The organism is Chloroflexus sp. (genome assembly GCF_034434295.1).
GTDB lineage: Bacteria > Chloroflexota > Chloroflexia > Chloroflexales > Chloroflexaceae > Chloroflexus.
Genome location: NZ_DAOTZQ010000070.1, coordinates 13726 through 40434, shown reverse-complemented (window position 1 = coordinate 40434; position 26709 = coordinate 13726). Strand labels below are relative to the sequence as shown.

At 54.9% G+C, this 26709-nt stretch carries 23 protein-coding genes; 18 read left to right on the top strand and 5 right to left on the bottom strand.

Annotated elements, in window-relative coordinates:
• The first annotated feature begins 39 nt into the window (after window positions 1–39).
• The 3 genes from VAE57_RS10325 to VAE57_RS10315 are packed head-to-tail and all read left to right on the top strand — an operon-like array spanning window position 40 to window position 2900.
• Window positions 40–795, top strand: a complete 756-nt coding sequence (locus VAE57_RS10325; protein WP_322821802.1) for a zinc-ribbon domain-containing protein — start codon at window positions 40–42, stop codon at window positions 793–795.
• A gap of 10 nt (window positions 796–805) precedes the next feature.
• Complete coding sequence (locus tag VAE57_RS10320; protein ID WP_322821801.1) at window positions 806–1768, top strand: 2-dehydropantoate 2-reductase; 963 nt, start codon at window positions 806–808, stop codon at window positions 1766–1768.
• 22 nt (window positions 1769–1790) lie between these two features.
• A complete protein-coding gene (locus VAE57_RS10315; protein ID WP_322821800.1) occupies window positions 1791–2900 on the top strand; it encodes an aminopeptidase P family protein in 1110 nt (369 codons plus the stop codon).
• 530 nt (window positions 2901–3430) lie between these two features.
• Here the strand turns inward: VAE57_RS10315 and VAE57_RS10310 are convergent.
• Complete coding sequence (locus VAE57_RS10310) at window positions 3431–3835, bottom strand: AAA family ATPase (protein ID WP_322821799.1); 405 nt, start codon at window positions 3833–3835, stop codon at window positions 3431–3433.
• Window positions 3836–4444: 609 nt separating this feature from the next.
• Here VAE57_RS10310 and VAE57_RS10305 point away from each other — a divergent pair.
• From VAE57_RS10305 to VAE57_RS10270, 8 genes are all read left to right on the top strand, one after another.
• Window positions 4445–5233 carry a type II restriction endonuclease gene (locus VAE57_RS10305; RefSeq protein WP_322821798.1) on the top strand — a complete coding sequence of 263 codons (789 nt, stop codon included), beginning with the start codon at window positions 4445–4447 and terminating at the stop codon, window positions 5231–5233.
• A complete protein-coding gene (locus VAE57_RS10300) occupies window positions 5223–6158 on the top strand; it encodes a Dam family site-specific DNA-(adenine-N6)-methyltransferase (protein WP_322821797.1) in 936 nt (311 codons plus the stop codon). Before VAE57_RS10305 ends, VAE57_RS10300 begins: the two co-directional genes overlap by 11 nt.
• 427 nt (window positions 6159–6585) lie before the next feature.
• Window positions 6586–7284: a histidine phosphatase family protein gene (locus VAE57_RS10295; protein ID WP_322821796.1), complete on the top strand. Its 699-nt coding sequence runs from the start codon at window positions 6586–6588 to the stop codon at window positions 7282–7284.
• A gap of 6 nt (window positions 7285–7290) precedes the next feature.
• Window positions 7291–8508, top strand: a complete 1218-nt coding sequence (gene argJ / locus VAE57_RS10290) for a bifunctional glutamate N-acetyltransferase/amino-acid acetyltransferase ArgJ (RefSeq protein WP_322821795.1) — start codon at window positions 7291–7293, stop codon at window positions 8506–8508.
• 15 nt (window positions 8509–8523) lie between these two features.
• Window positions 8524–9276 (top strand): hypothetical protein, encoded by a 753-nt coding sequence (locus VAE57_RS10285; RefSeq protein WP_322821794.1) that lies wholly within the window; start codon window positions 8524–8526, stop codon window positions 9274–9276.
• Window positions 9277–9288: 12 nt separating this feature from the next.
• Complete coding sequence (gene argH / locus VAE57_RS10280; RefSeq protein ID WP_322821793.1) at window positions 9289–10674, top strand: argininosuccinate lyase; 1386 nt, start codon at window positions 9289–9291, stop codon at window positions 10672–10674.
• A 41-nt stretch (window positions 10675–10715) separates the two neighbouring features.
• On the top strand, window positions 10716–11237 hold the full coding sequence (locus VAE57_RS10275) for an N-acetyltransferase (protein WP_012259186.1): 522 nt from the start codon (window positions 10716–10718) through the stop codon (window positions 11235–11237).
• A 193-nt stretch (window positions 11238–11430) separates the two neighbouring features.
• Window positions 11431–11790: a hypothetical protein gene (locus VAE57_RS10270; protein WP_322821792.1), complete on the top strand. Its 360-nt coding sequence runs from the start codon at window positions 11431–11433 to the stop codon at window positions 11788–11790.
• 92 nt (window positions 11791–11882) lie between these two features.
• Here the strand turns inward: VAE57_RS10270 and VAE57_RS10265 are convergent, their stop codons facing one another.
• A complete protein-coding gene (locus VAE57_RS10265) occupies window positions 11883–12782 on the bottom strand; it encodes an NAD(P)-dependent oxidoreductase (RefSeq protein ID WP_322821791.1) in 900 nt (299 codons plus the stop codon).
• A 124-nt stretch (window positions 12783–12906) separates the two neighbouring features.
• Between VAE57_RS10265 and VAE57_RS10260 the strand changes: the two genes are divergently transcribed.
• The gene (locus VAE57_RS10260) at window positions 12907–14082 is read left to right on the top strand and encodes a CaiB/BaiF CoA-transferase family protein (protein WP_322821790.1); all 1176 of its coding nucleotides are present in this window, start codon (window positions 12907–12909) and stop codon (window positions 14080–14082) included.
• A 64-nt stretch (window positions 14083–14146) separates the two neighbouring features.
• On the opposite strand, the gene VAE57_RS10255 is transcribed toward VAE57_RS10260, so the two are convergent.
• Both VAE57_RS10255 and VAE57_RS10250 read right to left on the bottom strand, forming a co-directional pair.
• Window positions 14147–14974 (bottom strand): cyclase family protein, encoded by an 828-nt coding sequence (locus VAE57_RS10255; protein ID WP_322821789.1) that lies wholly within the window; start codon window positions 14972–14974, stop codon window positions 14147–14149.
• Window positions 14975–15043: 69 nt separating this feature from the next.
• Complete coding sequence (locus VAE57_RS10250) at window positions 15044–15580, bottom strand: OsmC family protein (protein ID WP_322821788.1); 537 nt, start codon at window positions 15578–15580, stop codon at window positions 15044–15046.
• 902 nt (window positions 15581–16482) lie between these two features.
• Here VAE57_RS10250 and VAE57_RS10245 point away from each other — a divergent pair.
• Window positions 16483–19614: a histidine kinase N-terminal 7TM domain-containing protein gene (locus tag VAE57_RS10245; protein WP_322821787.1), complete on the top strand. Its 3132-nt coding sequence runs from the start codon at window positions 16483–16485 to the stop codon at window positions 19612–19614.
• A 9-nt stretch (window positions 19615–19623) separates the two neighbouring features.
• Window positions 19624–19884, top strand: a complete 261-nt coding sequence (locus VAE57_RS10240) for a hypothetical protein (RefSeq protein WP_322821786.1) — start codon at window positions 19624–19626, stop codon at window positions 19882–19884.
• A gap of 107 nt (window positions 19885–19991) precedes the next feature.
• Here the strand turns inward: VAE57_RS10240 and VAE57_RS10235 are convergent, their stop codons facing one another.
• The gene (locus VAE57_RS10235; RefSeq protein ID WP_322821785.1) at window positions 19992–21455 is read right to left on the bottom strand and encodes a leucyl aminopeptidase; all 1464 of its coding nucleotides are present in this window, start codon (window positions 21453–21455) and stop codon (window positions 19992–19994) included.
• Between the two features lie 154 nt (window positions 21456–21609).
• Between VAE57_RS10235 and VAE57_RS10230 the strand changes: the two genes are divergently transcribed.
• From VAE57_RS10230 to VAE57_RS10215, 4 genes are all read left to right on the top strand, one after another.
• Window positions 21610–22674, top strand: a complete 1065-nt coding sequence (locus VAE57_RS10230) for a homoserine dehydrogenase (RefSeq protein WP_322821784.1) — start codon at window positions 21610–21612, stop codon at window positions 22672–22674.
• Window positions 22671–23711 carry an adenosine deaminase gene (gene add / locus VAE57_RS10225; RefSeq protein WP_322821783.1) on the top strand — a complete coding sequence of 347 codons (1041 nt, stop codon included), beginning with the start codon at window positions 22671–22673 and terminating at the stop codon, window positions 23709–23711. The genes VAE57_RS10230 and add overlap by 4 nt, the downstream gene beginning before the upstream one ends.
• An 80-nt stretch (window positions 23712–23791) precedes the next feature.
• On the top strand, window positions 23792–25324 hold the full coding sequence (locus VAE57_RS10220) for an aldehyde dehydrogenase family protein (RefSeq protein WP_322821782.1): 1533 nt from the start codon (window positions 23792–23794) through the stop codon (window positions 25322–25324).
• Between the two features lie 163 nt (window positions 25325–25487).
• Window positions 25488–26666 (top strand): radical SAM protein, encoded by a 1179-nt coding sequence (locus tag VAE57_RS10215; protein WP_322821781.1) that lies wholly within the window; start codon window positions 25488–25490, stop codon window positions 26664–26666.
• Window positions 26667–26709: the final 43 nt, after the last annotated feature.

Genomic DNA, 26709 nt, shown 5'->3' with positions numbered 1-26709 from the left:
CGCGACGAAGAACGTCTTAGTCAGATACGGAGGAACGTTGTGCCATTCTGTCCACAATGTGGTGTTGCCAATCCCGATAGTGCCCGTTTCTGTGATCAGTGTGGTGCGCAATTGATTCCAGTTCCGGCTGCCCCTCCCCAGGCTCCCACGCCAGCACCTGCTGCACCACCTGTAGCAGGTGCCGGTACGGTAAGTGCCGGGCCAACCACCTGCCCGCAGTGCGGAACCAGCGTTATTCCAGGTGAAGCCTTCTGCGATAGTTGCGGTGCCCCGCTCTTCAATCGCCCTGTGGTTTCGCCGCCACCGGGAGTTGGCTCACCATTCCCCAGTGTTCCACCACAACCTGTCTATCCGCCACCTCAACTGGCCACCATCCAAACACCAGCACCGGCCCGGCCAGCCCCCGTACCACCAGTTCCACCTCCACCGGTTCCGCCTGCGCCTGCGGTAGCCCCACCGGTACGTAATTCGCTAGCCGGGGTACGGTTACGGCTAGAAAACGGCACGGTGCTCTCATTACCGGCCACCGGCCAGGCCACCGTTGGGCGCGCCGATCCGGTAAGTAATTTTTACCCTGATATCGATTTGACCGCTCATGGCGGTCTTGAACGTGGCGTTGGTCGCCGCCATGGGCGCTTTCTGGTTCAACAGGGTCAGGTCTACTACGAAGACCTTGATAGCACAAATGGGAGCTTTCGGAACAACAACAAGATACCACCCCGTCAGCCGCAGCCGATCCAACACGGCGATGAGTTGCGGCTGGGAGCGCTAAAGCTTATCGTTGAATTGCTGTAAGAGTGCCTGTATGACTGTCGAAAACCCTATGCGGATAGCGATTGTTGGTGTTGGTGGTGTCGGCGGCTACTTCGGTGGTCGCCTGGCCCAGGCCGGTCACGACGTTTTCTTTATTGCCCGGGACGATCATCTGACTGCCATGCGAACTCATGGCCTGCGCGTGCAGAGCATTGCCGGCGATTTCTGGGTACCGGACGTGAAGGCGACCGATCAACCCGCCGAGGTAGGCCCGGTTGATCTGGTGATTGTGGGTGTGAAAGGCTGGCAGGTGCGCGAAGCGGCATATGCGATGCAACCGCTGATTGGCCCAGAGACGGCTGTGCTTCCGCTGCTCAATGGGGTCGATGCGCCGACCGAACTGGCAGAGGTACTCGGCACCGAACATGTGTTGGCCGGCTTGTGTCGTATCATTGCCTATCGAGCTGCACCGGGTGTGATCGTTCATGCCGGGGTCAATCCGCCCTCTATCGATTTCGGTGAACTCGACAATCGCCATACCCCTCGCCTGGCGCGGATTCAGGCCGCACTGGAGGGGGCCGGTATTCGCGCCTTTATCCCCGAAAACATCCATGTTGCCCTCTGGCAGAAGTTTATGCTGATTTGCGCCTGGAGTGGGTTTGGTGCCGCTACCCGCGCCCCGATTGGGGTCTGGCGTTCACTGCCTGAGACCCGCCCACTGGTCGAACGTTGTTTGCAAGAGGTGGTTGATGTGGCTGCCGCCCGCGGTGTGATGCTGCCGGACAATGCGGTGAGCGCAATGATGACGTTTATCGATAGCATGCCTTACGAAGGGACAGCCTCGCTGCAACGCGATATTATGAGCGGCCAGCCTTCAGAACTGGCCAGCCAGAATGGAGCACTGGTACGCCTGGCCCGCGCCGCCGGTGTTCCGGTGCCGGTCAACGAGATGCTGTACGCTATCTTGCTGCCGCAAGAATTAGCCGCCCGCGGCCAACTACCGACCCAACGTTGAATGCGCTAGAGAGGAGCGCCGCATGTCTGCACGTCTGTCCCGCCTGGTAGAGCGTCTGGTTGCAGCAGATTACGCCGGTGCCGCCTTAATGCCGGCTACCAATCTCACCTATCTCACCGGTCTGCGCTTTCATCCCGGAAAACGGCTCACACTGCTCTTGCTTCCGGCAAACGGTAACACACCGGTTATGGTGTTGCCCCAGCTCGAACTCGAACGGGTGCGGGCAAGCGTTCCTTTCGCAACTCAATTCTTCGCCTGGAGTGATGCTGAAGGGCCACTGAAGGCATTGGCGGACGGCATCGCAGCCGCTTTTGGTGCCAACGTCCCAGATAAACCGTTGGCCGTTGAGCACACTGTCATGCGGGTGATGGAGCTGCGGGCGCTGGAGGCTGTTGCGCCCAGTCTGCGCACGGCTGATCTCGATCCGATGCTGAGTGAACTGCGGATGGTTAAAGACGCCGAAGAGCTGGCGCTTATGGAACGTGCGGTAGCGATTGTCGAGCAGGCATTACACACCTTCATCAGACAGATTCGTGCCGGACTGAGCGAGCGAACCCTCTCACGCATACTGAGCGACGCCATCATGGCAGCCGGCGCCGACAGCGAGAGCTTCGCGAACATGGTAGCCAGTGGCCCCAATGCTGCCAATCCTCACCACGAAAACAGTGATCGCGTACTGCAAACCGGTGATCTGGTCATTATCGACTGCGGTGCCGTCTGCCAGGGTTACCATTCAGACATTACCCGCACAGTAGCGATTGGCGATCCTGGCCCTCTGGCCCGCCATGTTTACGACATCGTACTGGCGGCGAACACGGCTGGCCGCAACGCCTGCCGGCCCGGCGTGAGCGGCGCCACCATTGACGCCGCAGCGCGTAAGGTGATCGAGGATGCCGGTTACGGAGCAGCGTTTGTTCACCGCACCGGCCATGGCCTCGGCCTGGAAACCCACGAACTACCCAACATTGTTGCCGGCAGTGATGCACCACTGTTACCAGGCACGACCTTCACCGTCGAACCAGGCATCTACCTGCCCGGCCAGTTCGGTGTGCGCATCGAAGATGATGTGGTCATCACCCCCGATGGCAGTCGCTCCTTGACCACCTTCCCCCGTGAGCTGATTGTGGTGTAAGGGATGGATTGACAACTAGCCGCCGCAGTACACTGAACCGCATACCAAAGGGGACCCACAGGTGGTGTTCTGTGCAGTCGGTATGCATGTTCAGGTTTAGAGATAGTCTCAACTCGGCAATCCCACATGAAAAAGTCGCCTACCCCATTCACAAACGTTGGCTCGTCTGCAGGGGAAACGCAGCCCACTCTGTGCCAGTCGTCTTGCCTGCGGTGAATTCTGACTGATGTGAACACCACTGCCTGTTGCAACACTGTACAATGCGCTCGGTGATGTCATTTGCCGCAGCTCTAAACTGCCACGATCTCGTAACCAGGATTTGAGCCAGGACAGCTTGCAAAGTACCGTCTCCACCTCACTTGTCAATGCCGGATGAACTTCAATCCAAACAGCCTTTTCTCCTTGTTCGGATTGCACCCCTACTCCCTAATCCCAACGATGATCATTTGGATACACTTCTCTCAATGCAGTGTCTAAATCAACACTTCCTGTGATACAGCACGTATTGTCACAATTTACAACCCTGCTATTTATCCCCGTGCAAGCAGCTCTAGTATCAGGGCCAGCAGAGCAGAGATTGCCCTTGGATGCAAGCCCATCTCAGGTTCTTCAATAACAACCCATTCCAGCGCATTGCGGCGCATTCGATTGGGCGGCAACAACCAGTAAAGTCCCAACAGTAGTGGCACAAACTCGCGCTGGCCCGCTGACCACACTGAATACGGTAGCTTTACTTCCCCCTCTCTGTTAGTGAGAACGATGCGTTTTACTGAGTGCTCTGTATCAATCTGTAACCCAAAGCTCCCAAAAACATGTTCCAGCAGCATAGTTCGTAATTGCTTCTTGAGACGATGTTCCTGTGGGAACAGGTGCGAAGATACTGCGAATTCCGATTGGAGCAGGTTATGTACTATTTCGCTAAACTCACGTAACACAAAGGGATCGTGTGAGGGTGTTCATGTTCGTACTTTCGCATTATTGTGAGGAGAGAAACGACATATTCTATACGACTGAGAACCAGGATGGTTTAAATCAAGCTGTTTCTGATCAGTCACTCTCGAAGCCATCCTGTAGATGTGATAATGTGATTGGGTATGTGCTCGTATGGTACAACGAAAACTCCTTTCAGGAACCTTATGTTGAGATATGCTACTATATGATTGAATGTGTGAAAGGTTGAGCACCGACGCAGTACAGCGCGTGGAGCGCTGCACTGAGCACAGGTGATGGTCGGTACCGATCATGATGAAGATATGCGCATCGTGCTCCGGTGGATCGCACGGTGGACATGGCCACTGGGTTCGATCACGCGATGCCGATTGGTGATGGGAAACACGCAGTGCATGTGACCACCTGCGATGGACAATCGGCAACGGTACGCACTGGTCTGAGTCCGCTTCGTAGCGTGTACACAACATATCTGGCCGTGTCTGTGGCGATAAGCGAGGTTCGTATCAATGAGCAACGGATCGCTCCTGGGTTATCGCTCAGTTGGTTAGGTTGCACTACTTTATTTGAACATGAACCACTGTTGACAGACAAACATGCATAGCAGCCAATTCCTGGAAGCTCTGCGAAATGAAGTAGCAACGTTCAATCCGGTAGTTTCAACACAAACTGGTGACTGGGTCGTCAAAGGTTTTATTGACGTAGCCAGGAATATTTACACGATTTCGGCGGATACGAAAGTCATTTCAAAACTTTTGGAAATCCTTCTTTTTCCCCGATTAGCACAATTCGCCGAACAAAACCAGCTTAAAATGTTCTTGTCTGAACAACAGAATTTCTATCCAGATATAAGTTTCGTGGATGTTGACGGTAATCGCTTTGCGCTTGATCTGAAAAGTACTTACCGAATTGATAATAATCGCGTTAACGGCATGACACTGGGCAGCTTTACAGGATATTTTCGCGAGCGGCACAGCACAAAGAATGTGACTTTCCCCTACGGTTCGTACAGCGGACACTTTGTTCTGGGTATCATTTATTCAAAGGCAGATACATCTATTGACGAACGAAGAACATATAACCTGGTAGATCTTGAAAGAATTATCTCGGTTATCAGAGATTTTCAATTCTTTGTGCATGAGAAATACAAAATAGCCTCTGATCGTCCAGGCAGTGGTAACACAAAGAATATAGGTTCCGTTACAGAAATTAGCAGACTTTTAAGTGGAACAGGCCCTTTTGCATCACTCGGTGAAGATGTTTTTGATGATTACTGGATGTTTTACCTGACTAAAGATATGGCAAGAGCAGCAGAACTGGTCAGACCACCATATACAGACCTGCGAAGCTATTTGCGTTATAAAGGTTTACCATATGAACACTAGAGGTTTACCACGTACAGTACAACGAGTCATTGTTCCACCAATAAAGTGTCAAGGAATTAAGACTAAACTGACTAAGTTTATTCTAAGTAATATCTCATGGCACGGTCAGGGACGATGGATTGAGCCATTTTTAGGTTCGGGAGCTGTGCTTTTCAATGTTCAGCCCGATTATGCAATTGTAAATGACATCAATCCTCATATAATACGCCTTTATCAGATGATATATGAAGAAAAAATATTTCCTGAAACTGTACGAAAGTATTTGACAGAAGAAGGAAAGAAGCTGTCATTGAAAGGCGAAGATTACTACTACTTTGTCAGGGATCGTTTCAACAAAAGTGGTGATCCCTTAGATTTCATTTTTTTAAATCGGTCATGTTTTAACGGTGTCATGCGTTTCAATAGAAAAGGCGAATTCAATGTTCCGTTTTGTCGAAAAACAGATCGCTTTCGTCAGGCATATATTACAAAAATTGTTAATCAAATAACTCAGATTCGTAATATTATGAAAAGCAAAGTATGGGAGTTTCGGATTGGAGATTGGCGAGATTGTCTGAATGACGTCAAGCCAGACGATTTTGTCTATCTTGATCCGCCTTACATTGGCAGACATACAGATTACTATCAACAATGGACCGAATCCGATGCAGCCGAGCTGGCAACGGTGACGCAACATCTGGCTTGCGGCTTTGCGTTGTCTATGTGGAAAGAAAATCGATATCGTCAAAATCAGCACATCCCTCAGTATTGGAACGGACTAATTGAGCGAACAGTTTCTCATTTTTATCATGTAGGTTCGACAGAAGACTTAAGAAATGAGATGGAAGAAGCATTATTAATAAAACCAGGATTTGCAACGGCAATTGCGCCACCAATAGAATCTGGCAGACCACTACAATTGACTTTTTTACAAGCAAAAGAATAAGTAAATACTATAACGGGGATAGGTGTATCTGCATGCATTGAGCGTTGTCCATTACCTCCCCATATCCGCAGCATCACCGGATCGTATTCACTGCCTATCAGGAGGAACGATAGTACCCACCCTCACATACCCAACCCACCAGGCTGCTGTCCTGCTGCGTAACAGCGTATCAGCATTCGATCAATCTGTGGTATACTAGTTACGTTGAGCGCAGCAGGTGAGGAGACGATGTTTACGACGCTTACTGTATGTATTTGTTCGCACAGCCGCACGGCTGTATTTTATGACCGTCGTCGTCACCGTCGTCAGCCAGTCACACGCACTGGCTAGCCGCGCCTGCACTTCTGGAAGGAATGTTCTCAGGCCAGCTTGCCAGCGCGCAGGCTGGCTTCTTCTATGTATTCGCCATCACAGAGCACAGGGGACTATGACACACTTATATCTGATCCGTCACGGCGAGTCGGTCGCTAATGTTCAACCAATTGTTGCCGGCATGCGCGGCGATGCCGGGCTTACCAAACGTGGAATCGCACAGGCCGAACGACTGCGTGACCGGCTGGCAACCAGCGGTGAGATCAAAGCCGATGTGCTGATTTCATCCACCTTGCCGCGTGCCCGTCAGACTGCCGAGATTATTCAACCTGCCCTTGGGCTGCCCATCATCTTCGATGATGAAGTGCAGGAGTTGCGGGTTGGTGAAGCCGATGGCATGACGAACCAGAAAGCATGGGCGTTGTTTGGAGTACCGGATTTTGATCGGTATCCGTTACGTCCGCTTGCCCCCGGCGGTGAAAGTTGGGGCGATTTCACCTTGCGGGTGAGCCGGGCGCTGACCCGCATTACCACCGAGTATGAGGGTAAAACGATTGTGGTCGTCTGTCACGGTGGGGTGATCGACTGTTCGTTTATTCACTTTTTCCGCATGCCGAGTCTGGTAGTGCCACCCATCGATTTTCACACCCGCAATACCAGCATTACCTGGTGGGAGCGCGTGAATCGACGGCATCAACAGCTCTGGCGGCTCAATTCGTACAACGACATTGCCCATTTGCAGGGGATTGGCGCTGTGGAGTCGGTGCGCTGGGAAGACACCCATCCCGCTTCACCGGTACCAACCGAGGAGTGATCAGGTATGGTAACGTTTCTCGCCGATGGTCATGTGACCAGCCCACGCGGCTGGCGTGCCGGGGTAGCAGCGTGTGGGATCAAGTACACCAATCGCGATGATCTGGCGCTGCTGGTGAGCGATTATCCGGCGACGGCAGCAGCCGTCTTCACCACAAATGCGGTTAAGGCCGCACCGGTGCGCTACGATATGGCGCTGATGGCACAGGACCACGATCTGCGTGCCGTTGTGATTAATGCCGGTAATGCCAATGCCTGTACCGGAAGTGATGGCGATGCCGCCGCCGCTGCGATGGCCCAGGCGGTTGAACAAGCGCTGGATTTGCCACCTCAAAGCGTTTTTGTTATGTCTACCGGAACGATTGGCGTGCCTATGCCGGTTGAGAAGATTGTGCGCGGGATTGCCGTCGCTGCTTCCCACTTGAGCCAGGATCACGGCCCGGCGGCTGCGCGGGCGATCATGACCACCGATACCCGCCCCAAGTATTGCGCAGTGGCGGTTACACTCCCTGATGGTCAGGTGATCACAATTGGTGGGATGGCTAAGGGGGCTGGGATGATCCATCCTAATATGGCGACAATGCTGGCCGTGGTCACAACCGATGCGACCGTACCACGGGCGGTACTCGACCAGGCGCTCCGCCGGGTGCTAGAGGTTAGCTTCAACAGCATCAGCATTGATGGCGATACCAGCACCAACGATACGCTGCTGGTTATGGCAAACGGTGCCAGCCCGGCGCCACCCATAACTGACCTCGACTCCCCTTCCGGTTCAGCCTTTTACGCCGGTCTGGTCGCAGTGTGTCAGCACCTTGCCCATGCGATTGTGCGTGATGGCGAAGGAGCCACTCGTTTTGTGACTATCACGGTGCGAGGTGCGGTGAACGATGCCGAAGCAAAGGTGGCAGCTATGACTATCGCCCGCTCGCCGCTGGTCAAGACGGCGCTGTTCGGTGCCGATCCCAACTGGGGGCGTGTCTTGTGCGCAATTGGCTATTCGGGGGCGACCGTAGACCCCGACCGGGTAGTGCTGTCGTTTGGGGGGATGCGCGTGTTGGAAAATGGCCTGCCATTACCTTTTGATGAGAAGGCAGCCCATCAATTACTCGATGTCCCTGAAATTACCATTGACGCCGACCTCGGCCTCGGTGATGGGCAGGCGACCGTGTGGACGTGCGATTTCAGCTATGACTACGTGCGGATTAATGCCGAATACCGCACGTGAGAGCGGAGCGACGGTATGGAGTACACCACCCGCCAATCGATTGCCCGTGAGTTGTGCGAGCGCCTTGCCCGGCTAGCGGACGCTCCGCTTGTGGTGGGTGGCATGCTTGCCCCGGAAACACCGCTCACCGATTTCGATCCGCTGGAGCTGCTGGTCGTAGCCGACAGCACCGTTCAGTACACGCAGCACAGCTTTATGCTGCAAGGGATACCGGTGACGATCCACACGATTGCGCTGACTGCCCTGGAGGGTCTGTTGCGGGAACCTGATTTACGCTGGCCACAGTGGTTGAGCTGGCTGGCCCTGTTACAACCGCTGGTCGGCAATGCTGATCGCGTACAGGATTGGTTAGCGCAGGCCAGGACGGTACCAGAACCCGCCTTCTACCGCAGTATTCTGCCTTACCTGCCGCAACTGGTCTTCCCGCGCTACAGCGAACTACGAGCGGCAGCCGTCCGTCGTGAGGAGCAGGTGGGAATGCTGCTGGTACCGACCATCCTGACCGAAATGCATACGGCGCTCTGCCTGATCAATCGGTGCTGGCCGACCCGCCGGCTGGCAGCGGGTCTGGGCGAGAGTTTCGCTTTCGCCCTCCAGCCCCGTGACTGGCCGAGTCTGGCGATGGCGCTGATTGCAGCTCGCGAACTGGAAGAGATTGGCCGGCTGGCCGGTACGCTTGTCGGCAACTACTGGCAATTGCTGATACGTTGTGGTCTGAATATCGAACATCATCAGACGGCGGCCAGTGCACCGTTGTCATTGCGATAGAGGAGTAGCGAGATGGAACACCGGCTTTGGGGTGGACGTTTCAGTGAACCGACAGCGGCGGAGATGCGTCGCTTCAACGACTCCTTCCATTTTGATGTCCGTTTGGCCGAGGTCGATATTGCCGGCAGTATCGCCTGGGCCGGTGCCCTGTTGCAGGCCGGTCTGATTAATGAAACCGAACACGCCGATCTCGTGCGCGGACTGGAACTGGTACGGGCCGAGTTCGCGAACGGGAGCTTCGTTGCCGCAGCGGGTGACGAAGATATTCACACCGCTGTTGAACGGCGTCTGCGCGAGTTAATCGGTGACGCGGCGCTCAAACTACACACCGGACGCTCACGCAACGATCAGGTGGCAACCGATATGCGCCTCTACACTATCGGGATTGCGCGCCAGCTTGATCGGCGTCTGCGCGATCTGCAACTTGCTCTGCTGGCCCAGGCCGAACAACACACTGCTACGGTAATGCCGGGTTATACCCATCTTCAGCGTGCGCAGCCGATCACCTTTGGACATTGGTGTCTGGCGTATGTTGAGATGTTTGCCCGTGACCGGAGTCGCCTGAACGATGCCATCCGCCGGATGCGTGTACTACCACTTGGTGCCGGGGCGCTGGCCGGTAATTCACTCGGCGTTGAACGAGAGCGCCTGACCGAGTTGCTCGATGAATTTGATGAGCTGTCCGCCAATTCGCTCGATGCAGTCAGTGATCGCGATTTTGTTGCCGAAGTGCTCTTTGCCTGTGCCTTGATCGGCGTCCACCTGAGCCGATTGGCTGAGGACGTGATCCTCTACGCCAGTGCTGAATTTGGCTTTCTCGAACTGGCTGATGCCTACAGTACCGGCTCAAGTCTGATGCCGCAAAAGAAGAATCCCGATAGTATGGAATTGCTACGCGGCAAAAGTGGTCGCCTGCTAGGCAACCTTGTTGCCTTGCTCACCGTTCTGAAAGGGTTGCCGCTGACCTACAACAAAGATATGCAAGAAGACAAAGAACCGCTCTTTGACAGTTTCGATACGCTTGATCTGGGCTTGCAGGTAGCCGCAGCGGCCATTGCGACCATGACAGTACGGCCTGAGCGCATGGCAGCAGCGCTCGACGATGCCATGCTGGCCACCGACCTGGCCGACGAGCTGGTGCGGCGTGGTGTACCGTTCCGCGTTGCCCACAGCAAGGTCGGCCAACTGGTACAGCGAGCACTGACCCGTGGGGTAAGCCTGCGCCAGCTTCCCCTTGCGGATTACCAGGCCGTTGAGCCATCGCTCGATGCGAGCATTTACGACGTGTTCGACATGCAACGCAGTGTCGCGCAAAAAGCCAGTTACGGCGGGACTGCACCACAGCGAGTTCGCGAACAGTGTGCTCGCTGGCGTGACAGCTTGCTGAACCATGAATAGTAGTTCGGCATCAGATTATTGAAGAGGAAAACAGCACACCTATGACCAGTCCACTTTACGCACCACCGGTAAGCCTGCCGGTACTTCACATTCGGCCTGACGCTGCGGTCACAATTCGCCGGGCACGGGTCGGTGATGTGCCACGACTCTACGAGATTATCAACTACTACGCCGCCCGTGGCGATATGCTGCCCAAAACCCTCGATCAACTCTACAATCGGGTACGGAACTTCAACGTTGCCGAAGCCGATGGTGAGGTAATCGGTTGCGCAGCGCTGCATATCACCTGGGCCGACCTGGCCGAAGTGGTAAGCGTTGCCGTCCATCCGTCGTTTCAGGGCCGTGGCATTGGTCGCCGTCTGATCGAGCCGCTCTTTACCGAAGCATTAGAACTTGGCATTCCAACGCTCTTCACGCTGACATTGCAGGTAGGGTTCTTTAGCTCATTGGGATTTCGCGAGATTCCAAAATTGCGCCTCCCGCATAAAATCTGGCAAGATTGCGCCACGTGCTTCAAGCAGGATCGCTGTGATGAAGTGGCAATGATCCGACAATTACCGTAGTATGTGTCATTGGGAGTGTGTGATACCATTCTTCCGATAAGTGCAATGTATAGAATACTGTTTTATCAACGTTCTCTTCATAAACGAATATGCATATGTTTAAGAACAACCATATATACATTGCTTTCGCATCCAATATGACAATTACTCCGTATAAATCAGTGATGGCTTAACCTATAGACGGAGTAATGATATGTCTGTTAATAGCACCATTGCTGCTGCGATTCTGCTTATTGTTCTTGGCATCGGCGGTGTTTTTGCCACTGCTGCTATCACCTCAACCATTCCTGCACTGTTTGGCCTGGTTCTGCTCGGTCTGGGAATAGCAATCGAGCGCACCAGTAACTCTCGCCGTTTTGAATGGCTGGCTGCACTGGTAGGGCTGCTCGGTGTGCTGGCACCAATCGGGAACCTGGTACGGATTATCGGTCAGACCGACCTGATCATCAATGCTGCGGTGTTCGCAAATGTGGTGATGCTCGGTATCTGTGGGCTGTATTTGCTGGTCTGGCTATGGGAACAGTGGAATGGTGAGCGGATCAAGATTAAATAGACGAGCAGGGTGATGGGCGGACTGCTGATCCGCCCATCACTAACCCGCACCGGTGGCAACAACCAGTGGTATTGCAAACGGTATCCGACTTCTCACTCACTCCGCTGCCCTACCTCGATCCCGGCCAAACGCTCTATTGCTTTGATCAAGGCATGATTCCCCTCATGGCCTAAACCGGCCTTTTGCAGGGTGCGGTAGAGATGAAATACGGTTGAAGTGGCCAGCATTGGCGCACCGACTGCATCGGCAGCGGCCAACACCAACCGTAAATCTTTTTGCTGGAGATCGATGGTAAAGCCAGGCCGCCAGTCGCGTCGAATGACCTGTGGGCCACGGTTCGAGAGCATCCAGCTTCCGGCAGCACCACCACTCACCGCCGCCAGCGTCTTCTCTAAATCGACGCCGCTAGCCTGGGCGAAGACCAGTGCTTCGCTGATGGCCAGCATCGTCCCAACCACCAGAATTTGATTCACTAGCTTGACCGTTTGGCCGGCACCGTGATCGCCAACGTGTGTGATCGTTTTGCCCATCGCCTGAAAGACCGGCATCGCTCGTTCCACCAGCGGGGTCGGCCCACCAACCATAATGCTGAGCGTTCCGCGTGCGGCTCCTTCACTGCCACCACTCACCGGCGCATCGAGAAAGCCAATCCCGTGCTCGTGCAGGCGAGCGGCAAACTGCTGTGCGCCTTGCGGACTGATGGTACTCATATCAATGACCAACATTCCGGCCCGTGCGCCTTCGATCACCCCTTGCGGGCCGAACAGGACGGCCTCTACATCAGGTGTATCACTCACACAACTGATCACAATATCACTGCGGGCCGCCAGATCGGCTGGTGATGTTGCCACCTGCGCGCCGGCAGCAACCAGTTCATCGGCCCGCCCCGGCGTGCGGTTCCACACCGTCAGCGGGAAACCGGCCCGCAGAATGTTGGCCGCCATGCCACGCCCCATGATCCCCAGCCCAATGAAGCCGATTCGTTCACTCATACGTCACTCCTCAACTTTGTAGAGAACATTGCTGATACAAAGGATGGTATCATACCTGCCGACATTGCAATCACAACGCAATGACATACTCGCCGTACCGCTAACTGTGCTAAAGGTCTCGCCTATGCCAACTGCACTTGCCGATCTCCTGATTCTTGATTTCAGTCGAGTTTTGGCCGGCCCATATGCCACAATGGTTCTCGCCGATATGGGCGCACGGGTGATCAAGATTGAGCAACCGGGTACCGGTGATGAAACCCGCCAGTGGGGACCGCCCTTCGCCGATAATGGCTTGAGCGCGTATTTCATCGCCGTCAATCGTAACAAACAAAGCATCACGCTCAACCTTAAGCATCCTACCGGCCAGGCAATTGCCCGTGAACTCGCCAGACGTGCCGACGTGCTGATTGAGAATTTTTTGCCTGGAACAATGGCCCGGATGGGATTGGGATACAACGATCTACGTCCGCTCAATCCGCGACTCATTTACTGTAGCATTACTGGCTACGGTCAGTACGGTCCTGATGCTGACCGTCCTGGTTACGATACAGTGATTCAGGCCGAAGGCGGGTTGATGAGTATCACCGGTGAAGCGGATGGCCCACCCATGAAGACTGGCGTTGCCGTCGCGGATATTACTACCGGCCTGTATGCAGCAACCAGTATTCTGGCGGCATTACACTACCGCACCCACAGCGGAGAAGGGCAGTATATCGATCTAGCCCTCTTTGACGTGCAACTCAGTTGGCTGGCAAACGTGGCATCGGCCTACCTGGTTTCCGGCAAGCCACCGCGTCGCTACGGCAATGCACACTCCACGATTGTTCCCTATCAACCGTTTGCGGCTGCTGATGGGTATGTTATGGTGGCGGTTGGGAATGATCAGCAATTCAACCGTTTCTGTCAGGCGCTTAACCACCCCGAATGGGCCACTGACGAGCGTTTCGCGACCAACCCGGCCAGAGTAACGAACCGCGAACAGCTCATTGCGGCAATTGCCGGGGTCATGGCCGGCGAGTCGGTGGCGTACTGGATCGAGCGGTTGCAAGCGGCGCAGGTGCCGTGTGGCCCGGTCAACGACATTCCAACAGCCCTGAACAGCCGCCAGGCGCAGGCCAGAGGCATGGTTCGCAGTATTGACGGCATCCGTATGGTTGGTCCGGCACCGGTCTTCAGTGCCACTCCTGCAACCATTCGCTCTGCCCCGCCCGCGCTCGGTGCAGATACCGATGCGGTATTGGCAGAGTTTGGCTATTCGGCCGATCAGATTCGTCACTTCCACGATCAGGGGATTGTGTAGGGAAGAATGGGGTAACACAGACGGAAGCCTGTGCTACCCCGGCTATGCATGTGTCTTCGCCCGATTACCACAGTGCAAACACCCGACTCGGCCCACCGGAACCGGCAGCGATTTTCGGTGCCCCAACCACCAGGGTTGCGCCGCTTGGTGGAATCGACTCCAGATTCGCCAGATTCTCCAACCCCCAGCGATTCGTTGGGAGCAACGTATAATGCACAGCAAAGGTCGTCGAGGGGCCGTGATCGAGACTCAAGGTATCAACCCCAATCCCGCTGATACGCCGCTCGGTGAGCAGAAAATCAATTGCATCCTTCCCGAAGCCGGGGAAGTGCATCACGCCACTCGAGTCGGTATTACGGAAGAGTTCAACCGAATGGGCGCGTGCCCCCCACCCGCTTGCCATCAGCACCGCAGCATTATCGGGTATCCGGCCATAGCGCCGCTCCCACGCCCGAATATCGTCTGGGGTAACGACCGTATCAGGATCGCGGGTCGCCCGTTCACTAATGTTAATCACCACTGCCGGTACCACCAGCGAACTCACCGGAATCTGATCAACAAACAGGCCATTGGGAGCAAAATGAACCGGCGCATCCATGTGTGTACCAGAATGCTCCCAGTAATTCAAAATACTGCCATAATAGCCATCACGGTCATGGAAGACAACCGGAGTAATCTGAAATGGTGCCGCACCGGGGAAAAGCGGAAATTGCGTGCCCAGCAAATGAGTTAAATCAGCCACATTCTTGAAACTGACTCGCGTAGCCGTTGCCGCTTCCGCTGTTAACGGTGCGGCAACGGCAGCAACCGCTGCTCCCAAACCAAATTTGAGCAGATTGCGCCGACTGATTTCAGGGGATTGGATCGACTCGATAAAGCGTGGTGGACACATACAACCTCTCCTTTTGCTCGCCAGACAAACCAACTATCATCAGAGTCAGGGAAGCATTACCTTGATACCCTATGCCTCAAGCCGCTGAACCTGACCAGATAGCGGCTGGGGTTGCAAGACCGCCAGTAACACCGGACAGAGACGTTCCAGATCGGCTTGCAGTGCTGTCATCTCGGCATCAGTGACTTCGCCACGATACTTGATGGTATACTGCAAGCCGGTCGGAGCTACCGGAGCATCGGCACTGACGGCCAGCGCACCACGATAGTCTATCTGACCACTGACTTCTACCTGAAGATCGTCAATCGCAAGCTCACGGTCGGCGGCAATCGCCAGCGCCGAATGAGCGATACAACTGGCCATTGCCGCTAACAGCAACTCTGGCGCATTTGGCCCCAGATCGTACCCACCGAGGGCCGGCCCCGAGTCACTGATCACCGTATGATCGCGCACCCGCACCGGGCGCAGGCCGGTGCCGGCAGCGACAGTCACTGCGGCACGCAACGTCACCGGTGAAGGGGGCTGATCACGTAGACGCGAACGGAATGCGGATAGTGCCTCGCGCTTACGTGCCAAAAACTCTCGCAAGCTCCAAATTGGAGCCATAGCTGCCTCCGAACGCTTCCAGGCGGGTCATTCACTTTTACCTCAAACCAGACGGGAACTGGAATTATTATCGCCTTGATCTGAGGTACTGTCAATCAGATGCATGTTTCAAAAGTGGAACATGATCGTCGTCACAGTATTGACTACAATGACGTTCGATATGTTGAGTAAGAACTTATTTCATAAAAGCCGTGCGGTCGTGCTTCCAGACTGTTGCACAGGTGAATGAATGCTTGCCAATCGCCAACGACAGCATATCCTGATCCTGACCCGTTGGCAGATCACAGCGCCGGTCGTGCCGACATACACCGGATTGATTGTCTTGCCCACCTGTCATACCCGTGTCGCACCGTTTGGAGTGCGACAGCCATGCGTCCGCAGCAACCGTGCTCACGATCCAGCGATGGCTACGTTGAATCGGCAGGTCACGAGGATGCTGTGGGTGCTCATCACGTTTATAGCGTCTGTTAGTAACCCTGAGTTGCTACCTTATGTCACCACAGAGGCACGGAGGACACAGAGGATGGGGGGGTATAACCAGAGTTACCGCCTTGAGTCGCGAAGTGGCGTGTCTATGGGAATTGGATGCTACCCAAATCGTTCATTCAGTCACGTCGCACGGCGTTACGCGCAACGTCGCGCTGTTCATCCTGGCAGTCAGCCACCATGACCTGCTCGCAGCACAAGTGGCAACTTGAGTTGGTAATGAATGAGCTAACTTCCAGGAGCTGTTTTTTTGCAACAGGTTCTACTCTGTGATGGTTTGGAAACGTCAAGACACTTTATGAATTACAAACTAATGATGACTTCACTATCCTCACTTTCGGGCTACAATATCATTGCACAGTGAAGGTGCGTGATCAATCCAGCTCCAATTACCGGCGCCCCGGAGGTCATAAACTATGTTGCCAGCTACCATCGACATCTCCGTATACATTTTCCTGCTCTGGTTTGTTTGTCTGATTACCGTCGGCGTCACCATCTATCTCTGGTCACGCCGCGACAGACCGGGGGGGAGAGAGTTTCTCGCCATGCTGGTGGCAATTGTCGTGTGGGCCGGTGCTGATGCGCTGGAACTGATGGCATCAACGCTGGAGAGCAAAATCTTCTGGCGCACTGTTCAACAGTTAGGGACAACCCTGCTACCACCTCTCTGGTTGCTCTTCGGTTTTGCTTACCTCGATTTTCAGCCGTGGAGTCGTTCGCGTGCACGCTGGCTAATCTTCGTCGTACCACTGATAACCATTACTATTGTTCTGACGAACCAGTGGCACCTCCTCTTTTTTCGCGAATTTCTGCTCAGCGATACAACACCGCCTAACCTCGAAGTGATCCCTGGTCAGTGGTACTGGTTTCACATCGGCTATTCATACCTCTGTCTCACTACCGGTCTGGCGCTGATTGCCGGTGCATTCTGGCAGGCTTCGCCCCTTTTCCGTCGCCAGATGCTCTGGCTTGGCGTGGGTTTTATCTTCCCATTTCTCTCAAACTGGACATATCTCAGTCAGATTACCCATCTCGGCGTTGATGTAACACCAATCTCTTTCGTATTGTCAGCTCCGTTCATTCTGATCGGTCTGTACAGGTATCAATTCCTGAACCTGGCCCCGGTTGCGCGCAATCGACTCATTACGGCAATGTCGGATGCGATGATCGTCCTCGATCAGGAGGGACGTATCGTCGACACCAATCCGGCAGCCGAACGCCTTTTCAGAGTCAAACAGTACACAAATAAGCCACTGGTAGAGGTGCTGAACTGGCCGGCATTGTTGAAGGCCACACAGACGACCGAGGCGCTGCGGATCGAACTCAATTGCCCATACAATCCTGATCGATTTTTTGATATTACGATAAACCCGATTAATGATCAAACCGGTAAATTGCTCGGTCGCCTGCTGGTCTTTCATGAAATTACCGAGCGCAAGAAGGTTGAACAACAACTGCAAGAGGCGTTACATCGCTTTACCGACATGATCGAACAGACGCCGCTGGTGGCTATTCAGCGTTTCGATCAGCACGGGATCATTCTGGAATGGAACCGGGTGTGCGAGCAATTTTACGGCTACACGGCTGCCGAAGTATGTGGCCGCCGCTTGCAAGATCTGATCTTGACAGGGGATGAGGTCGCCGAATTCGAGCATCTCATTCAACAGATCTGGCGAAGTGGCCAGGCACCACCGCCACGCACCTGGCAGATTCAAGCCAGAAATGGTGAAGTTCGCTGGATCTACTCGGCGATGTTTCCTCTGTTTTTCCAGGGTAACGTCAGCGACATTGTGTGTATGGATGTCGATATTACTGATATTCGACGGGCGGAAGAGAGTTTACGTCGACAACGCGACCAACTGGCAGCTCTACACCGCCTCACCCTCGATTGGTTTAATCGCCGGGAGATGGATGATCTGTTGCAGGCTATTACCAATAGTGCTTATCAGTTGCTCGATGTCAGTTACACAGAATTACTCCTGATAGAGGATGATCAGACACTGGTTATTCGTGCCTGTACACCACCGTTACCAGAACACATATCACGCAAGAAAACCGAAGCAACGGCGCCACTCTCCTGGCGCGCATTTCATACGCGACAACCGGCTATTGTTCTGAATTATACGGATTGGCCCGAACACGCCATTGACTATGAACCGTTCCATTTTGGGCCGGCAATGACCATTCCGATCATCGTTAAAAATGACTGTCTGGGCATACTCGGCATGGCGCGCGATCAACAGGGGACGCCCTTTACCCCCGATGAAATTCAGCATGCCATGTTGCTCACCCAACTGGCTGCGCTCGTGCTCGACAATGCGAACCTTTATGCTGCCGCGCAACGCGAGATTGCCGAACGAAAACAGGCCGAACGTGAACAGGCCCGGCTTCAGACTCAACTGTTGCAGGCACAAAAAATGGAAGCAATCGGTCAGTTAGCCGGTGGGATTGCGCACGACTTCAATAATATTCTCACGGTGATTACCGGTAATGTCGAGCTGGCGATGCTGGAAATTGCACCAGATCATCCGATCTATCCCGAACTCGAATCGATCCGGCAGAGTACGGCCCGTGCCAGCGAGCTGGTGCGTCAGTTGTTGACGTTTGCTCGCCGCCAGCCCGGACAGCCAAAGCTGATTAATGTCAACCGCCAGATTAACGATATTATGAACATGCTGAAGCGAATCATTGGCGAACACATTCATCTACGATTAGAACTATGTGAGTCAATCGATCCCATCAATATCGATCCACATCAATTTGAACAGGTATTGATGAATCTGGTGGTTAATGCACGAGATGCAATGCCTAATGGTGGCGAATTAACCATCCGCACCTCGATGCAGTATGTCGAAGCCGGTGACATTCCGGCATTTAGTCAGGCAAAAGCCGGCAAATATGTGTTACTTTCAGTGTGTGATACCGGTATCGGGATTGATGAAACAATCCGTAGTCATATTTTTGAACCCTACTTCACAACCAAACCAATGGGCAAGGGCAGCGGGTTAGGATTGGCGATTTGCAGCGGAATCGTGCTCCAACACGGTGGCTTTTTTACCGTCGATAGTCAGCCTGGGGCCGGTAGTTGTTTCACCGTTGCCCTACCGGCAATCCCTGAACAAACAATGCCGTCTGAACCAGATACCACGTCCACGCCGGTTCCAGCCGTCGAGCATTGTGGGAACGAGACAATCCTGTTGGTTGAGGATGAACCTGGTGTACGCCAGATGACTGCCCGCTTGCTGCGCGAACAGGGCTACACGGTGCTGGAAGCAACGCATGCGCAAGAAGCAATGGCTCTTGCTCAACAGCACGGTGATGAATTACACCTTTTGATAACAGATGTGGTATTACCACATACTGATGGAATCACGCTGGCTCATGAGTTGCAAGCTGCATTCCCGCAGTTACGGGTTATCTTGATGTCAGGCTATTTGCAACGAGTGATGACCAATGGACGTGAACCACCGTATCCGGTGTTGAATAAACCCTTTACCCGGCATCAGCTTTTTGCGCTGATCCGGCAGACAATCTATCAAGCACGCTGAGAGGCGCCTATGGAACAGATTGGTGGTCTCGTTATTGCAATACTAGTCACATTGATTCTGGGAAGCATTGGTATCGTTGCGTGGCGTTACTGGCGTGAGCAGGTCAATATTTCACCTGAAGATGAAGAGCTGTTACGCGAGATTGCCGAACTCAATGAACGGCAGGCCAATCGGATCAGTGATCAACGACTACGCTCCAGGGTTGACCCCGATGAGGCCTGGCAGATTATGGTGCAACGCGGTCGTAAGTCGTCACGTCGTCGTTCGTGATAAACGCGACTTCATACGCTATCTTCGTATAAATGAACCAGGGGCGACGCATACGTCACCCCTGGCGTTCGCTCCAACGAACAGATGTGCGACCTTTACCTTCGTCTTTAGCGCGGCGACTGCTGGTCTACGTACCCTTGCAATAGCTCAACCAACAACCGGACACCAACCCCGGTCGCCCCACGCGACTGATAGGTTCGGTTCGGCTTTTCTACCCAGGCGGTACCAGCAATATCGAGATGCGCCCACGGATAATCACCAACAAACGCGGCCAGAAAACCGGCTGCGGTAATCGCACCACCGTAGCGGCCACCGGTATTCTTGAGGTCGGCGATCTCGCTCTTCATCGCATCGCGATACTCGTCCCAAAGCGGCAATTGCCAGACGCGCTCGGCGGTGGCTTCACCGGCAGCAATCAGTCGATTGGCCAGCTCTTGATTGTTCCCCATCATCCCAATCGCGTGAGGGCCGAGGGCGATCATAATCGCACCGGTGAGTGTCGCCAGATCGACAATCGCAGCGGGTTGATAGCGCTGTGCGTAGAAGAGACCATCGGCCAGCACAATCCGCCCTTCAGCGTCCGTATTCAGCACTTCAACCGTCTTCCCGCTGAGGGTACGGATAATGTCGCCGGGACGATACGCCGTCGCACTCGGCATATTCTCGGCAGCACAAACAATACCGACGACATAGAGCGGCAGTTGCAATTCAGCGATAGCCTGCATTGCCCCGAACACCGCAGCTGCACCGCTCATATCCATCTTCATGTCGTCCATCTTCTCTGCCGGTTTGATACTGATCCCACCGGTGTCGAAGGTAATTCCTTTGCCGACCAGGCAGATCGGTGGCCCTTGCTCAGGCGAGCCATACTCCATCACAATAAAGCGCGGTTCATTGGCCGAACCCTGACCAACGGCGAGGATGCCGCCAAAGCCCTGTTCGATCAACTGCGCCTTATCGAGCACCATTGTCTGCAAGCCATACTGCTCACCCAAGGCAAGAGCGGTTTGACCAAGGAACGCCGGGGTGACTTCATTACCGGGGCCATTGGCTAGATCGCGGGCAAACGCCGTGGCCTGAGCAATTATCTGACCACGCCGCACCCCGGCTGCCGCTTCATCAGCGTCGGTAGCGGCCTGCAAGACGGCTCTCTGCGTCGGTTGATCTTTGGCATCACTCTTGTAGCGGGTGTAACGATAGGCACCCAGAATACTTCCTTCGGCAAATGCCTGCCCGAACACTGCCGGTGTCAATGGTAGGTTGCCGTTGTAGCCGAGATGGAATGTTGCCACCTTCGCATCCTGGGCATAGCGAACAGCCAGCGCCGCCGCCTGACGTACTGTGTCAGCCGTAATGGTCGAACGCTTACCCATCCCGATCAACAACAACCGACGGGCGGGCAATGCCCCTCGCGGATAGATAAGTGTCTGACTCTGCCAGCGTCCGGTGGTATCTTCAGTCTCACATAGCGCTGCAACCGCTGATGGCAGGGTCTCATCTTCAGCGTAGAGCAACACAGCCAGATCCGCTGTAACTCCCAACAGATCACCGGTTTGTACTTCGCATTGCATAGGGACCTCAAATAGGTGACAAGTCATCTTTTCCGGTTCTTCATTGTACGCCGGGCGCGGCAGACCGTCAAATCCGTGCAACTGATCAGGCTGCCGGACAGCAGCATACCCTGTGGTACAATGACCACACATTGGACGGATACCAGGGGAAGCTATGACACCGATTATTCAACTTGGTCTTGGTGGTGTTGGCCGGGCACTTGTCCGTCAGATGCTGGCTGTAGCACCTGCCATTCGCCGACGCTATGGCATCGACTTGCGCTATACAGCTCTGGTTGATAGCCGTGGTGCGCTGGCTGGCGATCCGGCTCTCACCGATGATCAGATTCAGACTGTGCTTACCGCCAAAGCGGCGGGTCATCATATTGATAGTCTTGCCCACGCCATTACCGACCAGCACTGGCTTGAACTCTTGCCGGCAACAATGGCTATCGTTGTTGACGTCACGGCGGCTGGGAGTCACGCGGCACCGCTTGCTGCTGCCATCTCTGCCGGACACCGGGTGGTGCTGGCTAATAAACGACCGTTGTGTGAGAGTTATGAACTGTTTGCCGCTCTGACTGAACGTGGCGCGACCCGCTACGAAGCAACCGTCGGCGCGGGCTTACCGGTGATTGGTGTGCTGCAAAGTCTGATTGATAGCGGCGACGAAATACGCGCTATTGAAGCCGCCCTGAGTGGGACTCTCGGCTTTCTCATGAGTGAGCTTGAACGTGGGGTTGGCTTCGCCGATGCAGTACGCACAGCCCACCAGCTCGGTTACACTGAACCCGATCCTCGCGACGATCTGAGCGGTGCGGATGTCGCCCGTAAAGCGCTCATTCTGGCCCGTACCTGTGGCATGCATCTGCCGCCTGATGCTGTAACCGCCGAGCCACTCTTCCCGGCGACCCTGAAAGAGATCAGCGTCACCGAATTTCTCCAACGGCTTGAGGAAGCAGAGCACGAGGTGATGAACCGCTTACAGGTGGCCAGAGCTAACGGCAAGGTGCTCCGCTACATCACCCGCATCAGTCCTGACAACGGCGTCGAGGTTGGTCTGCGCGAATTGCCCGTCGATCACCCGCTGGCCAGTCTGCGTGGCCCAGATAATATGATCAGTTTCACGACGAATCGCTACGCTGATCGCCCTCTGGTCGTCCGTGGCCCTGGTGCTGGCGTAGAAGTAACCGCAGCCGGTGTGTTAAGCGATATTATTGCCACCGCACGAGAGTTATGACCCCGCGAGCACAAGCTGACACAGCCCCTATAGCGCGTGATGTACCACTCATTGATTTGCATCGCCATCTCGATGGCAATGTGCGGCTCACCACCATCCTCGACGTTGCCCGCACGTATGGCATTCGCCTGCCTGCCGACACCGTCGAAAGATTACGTCCGTATGCCCAGATCCAGGGCGTGGCCGCTTCAGTGATGGATTTTATCGCGCGTTTTGATCTTCTGAAGCTGATCTGCGTTGATGAAGATGTAGTGGCGCACATTGCCGAAGAGAATGTCGAAGACGCAGCCAATGAAGGAATCGACTACATCGAGTTACGCTGCTCACCGGCATTCATGGGCGAACGCTACGGTCTCGATCCGACCCGCGTGCTGGCGGCGGTTTGCCGGGGCGTGCGTGCCGGCATGGCCCGCTACCCGGTTCAGGTACAGATCATTGGCATTATGTCACGTCACATGGGTGAAGAGAGCTGCTGGCGCGAATTGGAAGCAGCCATCGCGCTAATGAGTGAAGGCGTGGTCGGGATCGATCTCGCCGGCGATGAAGTCAATTTTCCCGGTACCCGGTTTGTGAAGCACTTTACCCGTGCACGCGCTGCCGGTCTGCGCATTACAGTACATGCCGGTGAAGCCACCGGCGCGTGGAGTGTCCGGCAAGCGATTGAAGAACTGGGTGCTGAACGTATCGGTCACGGCGTGCGAGCTGTTGAAGACCCGACTGTTTTACAACTCATCGCCGAACGTAAGATTGCCCTGGAGGTATGCCCAACCAGTAACGTGCAAACCCAGACGGTCAGTAGCTACGAAAGCCACCCGCTACCACAATTACTGCGCCGTGGCCTGCTGATCACGCTCAATACCGATGATCCCGGCATTAGCGCTATCGATCTGCCGCACGAATATCGCATTGCCCGCGACCGGCTTGGTCTCACTGCCGAAGAACTACGGACATTGCAGGCTCATGCCCTGTCCGCTGCCTTTATTGATGAAGCCACCCGCGCTGCTTTGCTGCACAAAGCACGCTCACGTACCTCTTGAGTTTTATAACGCGGCGTGTTACACTATTGACGCAAAGCAGCAATTCGACCACTCCCCACTACACACTAAGGAGTCTGGCAATGACGCACGAACACTCCCCGACCGGGTTACCTCACTATGATCTGTACATTGATGGTGCATGGCAACCGGCAGAGAATGGCCAAACCTTCACCGTCTATGATCCGGCCAACAGCCAGCCCATTGCCACCTGTGCCAGCGCTACCCACAGCGATGTCGACCGGGCAGTCCGCGCCGCCCGCGCCGCGTTCGATCACGGCCCTTGGCCGCATACATCACCGGCTCAACGTGCGGAAATTCTCCACGCAATTGCCGATGCCCTCGAAGCACGCAACTTTGAGCTGGCCGAGATTGAGTCGCGCGATGCCGGGGTACCGATCCGCAAGACAACCTACAACGACATTACTCTTGGCCTGGAAATTCTGCGCGGTTGTGCCGAAATGGCGCGCAAGCATCCTTACGAGCCACTCCCGTGGAACGATCTGCCGAGCGTGTCGTGGAATTTTGTCTGGCGTGAACCAATCGGGGTGTGTGCCCAGATTATTCCCTGGAATTACGCATTTTGTATGGCAGCCTGGAAGCTCGGCCCGGCCCTGGCAACCGGCAATACGGTCGTCTTTAAGCCATCCTCACTCGCACCACTGAGCACACTGGCGATCTTCCAGACCATTCATGATCTCAATCTGCTGCCGAAAGGGGTTATCAATCTGGTGTTGGGGCCTGGCGGCGATGTTGGGGAATATCTGGTTACTCATCCGGCGGTTGATAAGGTCGCCTTCACCGGCAGCACCGAAGTCGGGCGCAAGATTATGGCGCTGGCCGCACCGCACATCAAACGGGTCACCCTGGAACTGGGCGGGAAGAATGCGATGCTGATCCTGCCTGATGCCGATCTCGATCTGGTCGTCGATGGAGTGTTGTGGGGAGCGTTCTACCACTCCGGGCAATTGTGTGAGGCCGGTTCGCGTTTGCTGGTACCGCACACCCTCCACGATACGCTGGTCGAGCGGCTGGTCGAACGGGTGCGTGGGATGCGCATCGGTGATCCCATGGATCTGGAAACCGACATCGGCCCGTTGATTAGCGAACGGCAGCGCGAGAAGGTGGAGTACTACATCGCAGTTGGTCGTGAAGAGGGTGCCACGGTCGTTATCGGTGGTGGCAGACCAATGGGCGAGACCTTTGCCAATGGCTATTATGTCGAGCCAACCATCTTTACCGGTGTGCACCCTAAGATGCGGATTGCCCGTGAGGAGATCTTTGGCCCGGTGCTGTCAGTCATTGCCTACGACGAGATCGGTGAGGCGATTCGGATCGCGAATGATAGCATCTACGGCCTCGCCGCTTCGGTCTGGTCACGCGATCTCCAGCATGCGCTGTCGGTAGCGCGACGTATCCGTGCCGGTACCGTCTGGATCAACGAACACCACGTCCTGAACCCACGGGCACCGTTTGGTGGCTATCGTCAGAGTGGTTTTGGCCGCGAAATGGGACGCTACGGCCTGGACGAGTATACTGAAGTCAAGCATATTCACGTCGATCTGATGCAGCGGCGGCAGGGCCGGCTGTGGTGGGATACCCTGTTGCCAGAGTAAGACGTATCTCAGCAGACGGGGTTATGTCGCTCTCTTCTGAAGTGCGGAAGCCTGAATTCCGCACTTCCCATACGCCATACCGGAGGCGTGGGCAACCTGCGACCAACCGGGCGACCGTTGGCCTTTTCAACACAGATGAGACGACTTCCGGTGCCGGTGCCTTATGCCAACAAAACCTGCGATCACGATTGCCCTTCAGCCACAGTACCTGACCCTCTCTGCGGAATTACGAACTATCATCTCATTTGATCGGGAGGGTCGCCCAATCGTTGCCTTTCACCACGGCACCAACTATGTCCGTGGCCTGAGTGGTGACGTACTGCTGAAGCGGGTGGTATCTCCCGGACACAAAGAACGACGCAAACTCTCTGCTGCCGAACGGCGGGTCGTTCTCGGCAATCTGCTCAATCACACCCACTGCATGATCGATCAGCTCGAACCACAAGCCTCAGCAGAAGCACGGGCCTGGTTTGATCGCATTCGGCACTGGGATATAGAGCGTTTGGAAGCCGAACGTGAACGCTTTCTGACCGTCTATAAACCGATCAGCATCCTACCGCCCGATCAATACCGGGCGCTTGTACTCCAGGCGACAGAGGGATGTAGCTGGAACCGGTGCCATTTCTGCACCTTCTATCGCGACCGGACGTTTCGCATTCACTCGCCCGCCTCATTTCGAGAGCACATCCAACAGGTGAAAACATTCGTTGGCGCCAGCCTGGGGTTGCGCAAGGCAATTTTTCTCGGCGATGCCAATGCGCTGATCATCCCCCAGCCACGTCTGCGCGACCTCTTGCAGGTGGTGCATGAAGAGTTCACCATCGGACCACATGCCGATTTCAAAGGCATCTACGCCTTCCTTGACATCTTTGGCGCTGAATGCAAAACGCTGGCGGATTATCGTGAACTGGCGGCAGCCGGGGTACGTCGCATCTATCTGGGATTGGAGAGTGGGGATGAGACGGTATTTCGTTTGCTGAACAAACCCGGCTCGCCGGCAGAGGCTATTGAGGCCGTGCGCACGATCAAAGCTGCCGGTATTGCTGTTGGTATCATTCTGCTGGTTGGTGCTGGCGGAGAGCGGTTCGCCGCCGATCATGTGCAACATTCACTTGCCACCATTGCGGCGATGAACCCCGGCCCGGAAGATATTATCTATCTGTCACCGCTGATGATCCCGCCCGACACCCCCTATCTTGCGCAGATGCAGGCTGTTGACAGCCCTCCACTCAGTGAGGCAGCGCTGGCGGCCCAGCTTGAACAGCTTAAGCAGGGCGTGCGGGCAATCGTTCCGACGGGCACGAAGGTTGTGTTATACCACATCGAGGAGTTCGTCTACTGAGTCACCAACCGGGCGACACGCCGGTCAACCATTGCCCTGACAC

What these genes read in the sequence shown, in the direction of transcription:
- VAE57_RS10295 (WP_322821796.1), top strand. Translation starts at nt 6,586, where the DNA reads ATGACACACTTATATCTGATCCGTCACGGCGAGTCGGTCGCTAATGTT.
- argJ (WP_322821795.1), top strand. Translation starts at nt 7,291, where the DNA reads ATGGTAACGTTTCTCGCCGATGGTCATGTGACCAGCCCACGCGGCTGG.
- VAE57_RS10305 (WP_322821798.1), top strand. Translation starts at nt 4,445, where the DNA reads ATGCATAGCAGCCAATTCCTGGAAGCTCTGCGAAATGAAGTAGCAACG.
- VAE57_RS10285 (WP_322821794.1), top strand. Translation starts at nt 8,524, where the DNA reads ATGGAGTACACCACCCGCCAATCGATTGCCCGTGAGTTGTGCGAGCGC.
- VAE57_RS10235 (WP_322821785.1), bottom strand. Translation starts at nt 21,455, where the DNA reads ATGCAATGCGAAGTACAAACCGGTGATCTGTTGGGAGTTACAGCGGAT.
- VAE57_RS10215 (WP_322821781.1), top strand. Translation starts at nt 25,488, where the DNA reads ATGCCAACAAAACCTGCGATCACGATTGCCCTTCAGCCACAGTACCTG.
- argH (WP_322821793.1), top strand. Translation starts at nt 9,289, where the DNA reads ATGGAACACCGGCTTTGGGGTGGACGTTTCAGTGAACCGACAGCGGCG.
- VAE57_RS10275 (WP_012259186.1), top strand. Translation starts at nt 10,716, where the DNA reads ATGACCAGTCCACTTTACGCACCACCGGTAAGCCTGCCGGTACTTCAC.
- add (WP_322821783.1), top strand. Translation starts at nt 22,671, where the DNA reads ATGACCCCGCGAGCACAAGCTGACACAGCCCCTATAGCGCGTGATGTA.
- VAE57_RS10270 (WP_322821792.1), top strand. Translation starts at nt 11,431, where the DNA reads ATGTCTGTTAATAGCACCATTGCTGCTGCGATTCTGCTTATTGTTCTT.
- VAE57_RS10265 (WP_322821791.1), bottom strand. Translation starts at nt 12,782, where the DNA reads ATGAGTGAACGAATCGGCTTCATTGGGCTGGGGATCATGGGGCGTGGC.
- VAE57_RS10255 (WP_322821789.1), bottom strand. Translation starts at nt 14,974, where the DNA reads ATGTGTCCACCACGCTTTATCGAGTCGATCCAATCCCCTGAAATCAGT.
- VAE57_RS10230 (WP_322821784.1), top strand. Translation starts at nt 21,610, where the DNA reads ATGACACCGATTATTCAACTTGGTCTTGGTGGTGTTGGCCGGGCACTT.
- VAE57_RS10260 (WP_322821790.1), top strand. Translation starts at nt 12,907, where the DNA reads ATGCCAACTGCACTTGCCGATCTCCTGATTCTTGATTTCAGTCGAGTT.
- VAE57_RS10250 (WP_322821788.1), bottom strand. Translation starts at nt 15,580, where the DNA reads ATGGCTCCAATTTGGAGCTTGCGAGAGTTTTTGGCACGTAAGCGCGAG.
- VAE57_RS10240 (WP_322821786.1), top strand. Translation starts at nt 19,624, where the DNA reads ATGGAACAGATTGGTGGTCTCGTTATTGCAATACTAGTCACATTGATT.
- VAE57_RS10245 (WP_322821787.1), top strand. Translation starts at nt 16,483, where the DNA reads ATGTTGCCAGCTACCATCGACATCTCCGTATACATTTTCCTGCTCTGG.
- VAE57_RS10300 (WP_322821797.1), top strand. Translation starts at nt 5,223, where the DNA reads ATGAACACTAGAGGTTTACCACGTACAGTACAACGAGTCATTGTTCCA.
- VAE57_RS10320 (WP_322821801.1), top strand. Translation starts at nt 806, where the DNA reads ATGACTGTCGAAAACCCTATGCGGATAGCGATTGTTGGTGTTGGTGGT.
- VAE57_RS10220 (WP_322821782.1), top strand. Translation starts at nt 23,792, where the DNA reads ATGACGCACGAACACTCCCCGACCGGGTTACCTCACTATGATCTGTAC.
- VAE57_RS10315 (WP_322821800.1), top strand. Translation starts at nt 1,791, where the DNA reads ATGTCTGCACGTCTGTCCCGCCTGGTAGAGCGTCTGGTTGCAGCAGAT.